The 3,503-nt window shown below is 34.0% G+C and carries 10 protein-coding genes; 3 read left to right on the top strand and 7 right to left on the bottom strand.

What is annotated here, in order from left to right:
• The 4 genes from DVW83_RS14285 to DVW83_RS14275 form a co-directional block, all read right to left on the bottom strand.
• A partial coding sequence (locus DVW83_RS14285) for a YqaJ viral recombinase family protein (protein WP_174784294.1) occupies positions 1-146 on the bottom strand: 146 nt, incomplete at its 3' end.
• Positions 103-237: a hypothetical protein gene (locus tag DVW83_RS15855; RefSeq protein ID WP_274548115.1), complete on the bottom strand. Its 135-nt coding sequence runs from the start codon at positions 235-237 to the stop codon at positions 103-105. The genes DVW83_RS14285 and DVW83_RS15855, both read right to left, overlap by 44 nt.
• A gap of 135 nt (positions 238-372) precedes the next feature.
• Complete coding sequence (locus tag DVW83_RS14280) at positions 373-714, bottom strand: hypothetical protein (RefSeq protein WP_137239606.1); 342 nt, start codon at positions 712-714, stop codon at positions 373-375.
• A gap of 28 nt (positions 715-742) precedes the next feature.
• Positions 743-943 (bottom strand): helix-turn-helix transcriptional regulator, encoded by a 201-nt coding sequence (locus DVW83_RS14275; RefSeq protein ID WP_161569462.1) that lies wholly within the window; start codon positions 941-943, stop codon positions 743-745.
• 107 nt (positions 944-1,050) lie between these two features.
• Here DVW83_RS14275 and DVW83_RS14270 point away from each other — a divergent pair, with 107 nt between their 5' ends.
• On the top strand, positions 1,051-1,263 hold the full coding sequence (locus DVW83_RS14270) for a helix-turn-helix domain-containing protein (RefSeq protein ID WP_137239604.1): 213 nt from the start codon (positions 1,051-1,053) through the stop codon (positions 1,261-1,263).
• A 304-nt stretch (positions 1,264-1,567) separates the two neighbouring features.
• Here DVW83_RS14270 and DVW83_RS15095 read toward each other — a convergent pair whose 3' ends face one another.
• A complete protein-coding gene (locus DVW83_RS15095; RefSeq protein WP_161569461.1) occupies positions 1,568-1,723 on the bottom strand; it encodes a hypothetical protein in 156 nt (51 codons plus the stop codon).
• A gap of 72 nt (positions 1,724-1,795) precedes the next feature.
• On the opposite strand from DVW83_RS15095, the gene DVW83_RS14265 reads away from it, so the two are divergent.
• On the top strand, positions 1,796-2,068 hold the full coding sequence (locus DVW83_RS14265; RefSeq protein ID WP_137239603.1) for a hypothetical protein: 273 nt from the start codon (positions 1,796-1,798) through the stop codon (positions 2,066-2,068).
• Here DVW83_RS14265 and DVW83_RS15850 read toward each other — a convergent pair.
• Both DVW83_RS15850 and DVW83_RS14260 read right to left on the bottom strand, forming a co-directional pair.
• On the bottom strand, positions 2,065-2,196 hold the full coding sequence (locus DVW83_RS15850) for a hypothetical protein (RefSeq protein WP_274548110.1): 132 nt from the start codon (positions 2,194-2,196) through the stop codon (positions 2,065-2,067). The two genes, DVW83_RS14265 and DVW83_RS15850, sit on opposite strands and share 4 nt — an antisense overlap.
• An 11-nt stretch (positions 2,197-2,207) precedes the next feature.
• Positions 2,208-2,462, bottom strand: coding sequence for a helix-turn-helix domain-containing protein (locus tag DVW83_RS14260; RefSeq protein WP_137239601.1), 255 nt, complete (start codon positions 2,460-2,462; stop codon positions 2,208-2,210).
• Positions 2,463-2,609: 147 nt separating this feature from the next.
• Here DVW83_RS14260 and DVW83_RS14255 point away from each other — a divergent pair, with 147 nt between their 5' ends.
• The gene (locus tag DVW83_RS14255; protein ID WP_137239598.1) at positions 2,610-3,347 is read left to right on the top strand and encodes a helix-turn-helix domain-containing protein; all 738 of its coding nucleotides are present in this window, start codon (positions 2,610-2,612) and stop codon (positions 3,345-3,347) included.
• Positions 3,348-3,503 lie beyond the last annotated feature (156 nt).

Genomic DNA, 3,503 nt, shown 5'->3' with positions numbered 1-3,503 from the left:
ATTTGACCCGTTTTCTCAAGCCACAATTGATAAGGAGATTTGTATTTGTTCAAGCCAAGTACGGTTGCAACATCTGAGCCACCGATCCCTTTTTTACGATCTTCAAGCCATTCTCGATGGCTCATCTTCAATGTAGATTTGCTCATCTTCACCCTCCTCATCGATTGGCGCTTCATAAGGTGGCTTAGCCCAATCTTCATCAGTTAAATAATTGTCAAGGTTTGCTAACTCATTCATTTCTCATGCACTTCCTTGAGTGTAGAATTGAATAAATAAGTCAAAACTAAAGTGATGAAGTAAATCCAACCATAGCGAATGTTAATTGTGGCGAAGCACATACCTACACCAACGAGGACATATGCTCCCTTCACATTAATTCGTGTTTTTTTCATTTGTTACAACATCCTTTGCTGTAATTCTTCTTTTAAAAAATATTTTTTGTTGTTCAAATATGTTGATGGCGTATTTGTAATTGTCTTCTGTTAAGTCGTTGATACGCTCAATCTCTAGACAAGCTTTGACAGCTTCATAAATGGCATTCTTTTGATTTAGAATAATCCTTCGATTGTCTCGTTGTTTCTCAAGCCATTCTTCGACTACCTTACCGAATTTATATCCGTAATTGACTCTCGGTTTATTTCGTTCTTCTAAGGCTTCTAGTCTCTCGTTCATTCGTTCCCATTCTGTTTTTGAAATTGTCATCATTTCTGCCATTGTTGTTCCTCCGTTATCATGGTATACTTTAGCTAAAATGATTTTTAAAAAGTGCATCAACACTTGTGCCAAGTATTTCGGCTAGTTTGAATGCGGTACTCAAGCTTGGTAGGCGTGTACCGTATTCAAATCTTTGGTATGAAGTTAGCGTTATTCCTAATTTTTTTGCTACTTCATGTTGCTTTAAACCTGCATTTTCGCGGGCTTTTTTTAGTTTTTCGTTATTCAAATCACATCCCACTTTCTTTATTGATTACATCCAATTAGGTTGTAACCTAACTTTATTATACATCCTAATCGGTTGTAGTCAAGTATTTTTATTTTGGAGGTTTTCTCATGGAAACAAACATTCCTGACAGATTAAAACAACTTAGGGAAACAGCCAATTTGACTCAATCAGATATGGCAGAAATACTTGATGTAAAACTGCAAAGTTATCAACGTTTCGAATACGGTAGTAGACGCCCCAGTCTCGATGTATTAATCACCCTCGCCGACTACTTTCAGGTCAGTCTCGATTACCTCGTGGGCCGCACCGATAAAAAATGATCGCTCAGGCGGTCTTTTTGTTTCTCGCCACTTCTTCTGGCGTTCACGCCATTGTTCCCCTAACAATCTAGGTTTCATTTATTCGTGGTATTCCTGATTTAGTTTTCGCATCAAGTATTGATGCTCTTGTAACGTCATTTAATCCCTCCTTTGTCTCTCGCCGTCACCACCTCCAAGAAGAGGAGTTGCTCATGCAAGTAGGTATATGTGCTGTGTTGTTTTGTAGTTTTTGAAGGAAATCGCAACTCCTCTTTTCGGAAGTGGTGAGTGTGTGATACAATATTATTGTTTTATGTTTTGCCCACTACTTGCTTGTCGGCTGTGTGGGCTTTTCTTTTTGTTCAATTATGGTTGCCTCTACAGTAACTCCCCAATGTCTAGAACGTATTCTAGCCATTTCATCTGCTAACCTTTGAAGATTAGGTGTACCGTTCAAAGTGATTTTTGGCTTGTTACTCACAATCTCACCTCCATCAGTTTGTTTTCTTTTTCACCTCTTGATAAAATTAGTTTGAAAGTGAGGTGAAATATTTTGAAAAAATACTTAATATCTTTTTATTGGGAAACTGATACAAATAGCTCATTAGCAGTTTCTCTACGATCTAAATTAGAAAAATTGTCACCAGATAAATGGATTCATATTTTCCCAAATCTTTTAGTTATCCAATCAGAATTATCTATTAACGATTTATATTCTGAACTTTTGCCCGAAGCCGAAGACACTAAAATTATCATTGTAGAATTCAATAAGAGTATGGTAAATGAAGCAATAAGCAACAATTTGCTTGATGAATATGGTTATTAATTCGAACAACGCTTAATATATTCTTCATACGCTTTAATATATTCTTCCTTTGAGACTGGTGGATATTTGAAGCTAAAACCTTCAAATATACTTCTAGTCTGTTTTGATTCTTGTTGGTTCTGATTCATCTTTACACCTCCTACGCTGGTTGTTGATCAGATTTATATACACTTGAAGTGTACTTTTCGTTAAAAAAAATAATCTTATTAAATGGATATTTTGTTATTTCACTAAACAACCATGCTTGATTTACTCTCAAAACTTTTTTTCCCTGTTCATAATCATTATATGTTTTCAGAGACATGTTCATTTTCCGAGCCATTTCAACCTGTGATAATTTTGCATTTATTCGTGCAGCTTCCATTGATATTGCTGGAATTTTAGTAGCATCCATTGTATCCACCTCCTAAACTACACTTCAAGTGTACATAAAAATAAAGACCTTGTCAATAATAAAACTAATATTTATTTGTAATTTTCTACAAAAATATTTTACTTTTGTACACTTATAGTTTACAATCGTTTTAGAGGAGGTGTTTCAATGAATATAGCTGAAAACATAAAAAAATTAAGAAAAAACCATGGCTATACGCAAAAAGATTTAGCTAATATTTTACAAGTAAAGCCTACTGCAATTTCTGCATGGGAATCTGGTAGAAATAAACCTTTAATGGATAAAGTTACTATAATGGCCACTTTATTTAATGTATCAACAAGCGACATAGTAGGTGATACATTTAACAAAAATAATAGTATTTTATCTTTAATTAATGAGACATCTTCTCAACTCACCCCACCTCGACAACAAAAAGTCTATGACTTTGCTAAACATGAATTGGAAGAACAGCAAAATCCTGGACAAAACAATAAAATTCATTCTCTTCAAAGGTACAGAGAATTGAAAGAACAAAAAGAAGAATTTGTTGATATAGATTGGTATGGATGTGCTTCAGCAGGTACTGGTGAATTCATATTTGACAGTAAAGAAGTTATTTCTCTACCTAAAAAACAAGTTCCTTTGGAAGCTGATTTTTGTTTAACTGTCAATGGAGATTCTATGGAACCAGTAATTTATGATCAGGATTATATTTTCGTTTCTAAACAAGATACTTTATTTAACGGAAATGTTGGCGTTGTTATCGTAGATGGAGAGGCATTCATCAAAAAAGTTTTCTTCGAAGACGATAAAGCTCGCTTACAATCATTTAATAAAAAATATAAAGACATTATTGTTGATGACTCTAACGATTTTAGGATTATTGGCAAAGTGGTTTTATAAAAAACGAACCACCTAGTCATTTGATTAGGTGGTTTTTTGTAAATAAAAAAAGCCCATGCTTTCACATGAACCCTTTCCCCATTTCTGAGATTTGCTACAAAAAAATTATATAAAACTAAACTTGAAATCACAAGGAGGAAATTTATGTTAAAAAGT

Source organism: Enterococcus sp. VV15, assembly GCF_005236045.1.
Lineage (GTDB): Bacteria > Bacillota > Bacilli > Lactobacillales > Enterococcaceae > Enterococcus_B > Enterococcus_B durans.
The sequence above is the reverse complement of the archived record's forward strand: the minus strand, read 5'-3'. Positions and strand labels throughout refer to the sequence as shown.

Excerpts from the sequence above, each read along its gene's own strand:
- DVW83_RS15855 (WP_274548115.1), bottom strand. The coding sequence starts at position 237 with ATGAATGAGTTAGCAAACCTTGACAATTATTTAACTGATGAAGATTGG.
- DVW83_RS14280 (WP_137239606.1), bottom strand. The coding sequence starts at position 714 with ATGGCAGAAATGATGACAATTTCAAAAACAGAATGGGAACGAATGAAC.
- DVW83_RS14270 (WP_137239604.1), top strand. The coding sequence starts at position 1,051 with ATGGAAACAAACATTCCTGACAGATTAAAACAACTTAGGGAAACAGCC.
- DVW83_RS15850 (WP_274548110.1), bottom strand. The coding sequence starts at position 2,196 with ATGAATCAGAACCAACAAGAATCAAAACAGACTAGAAGTATATTTGAA.
- DVW83_RS14260 (WP_137239601.1), bottom strand. The coding sequence starts at position 2,462 with ATGGATGCTACTAAAATTCCAGCAATATCAATGGAAGCTGCACGAATA.
- DVW83_RS14255 (WP_137239598.1), top strand. The coding sequence starts at position 2,610 with ATGAATATAGCTGAAAACATAAAAAAATTAAGAAAAAACCATGGCTAT.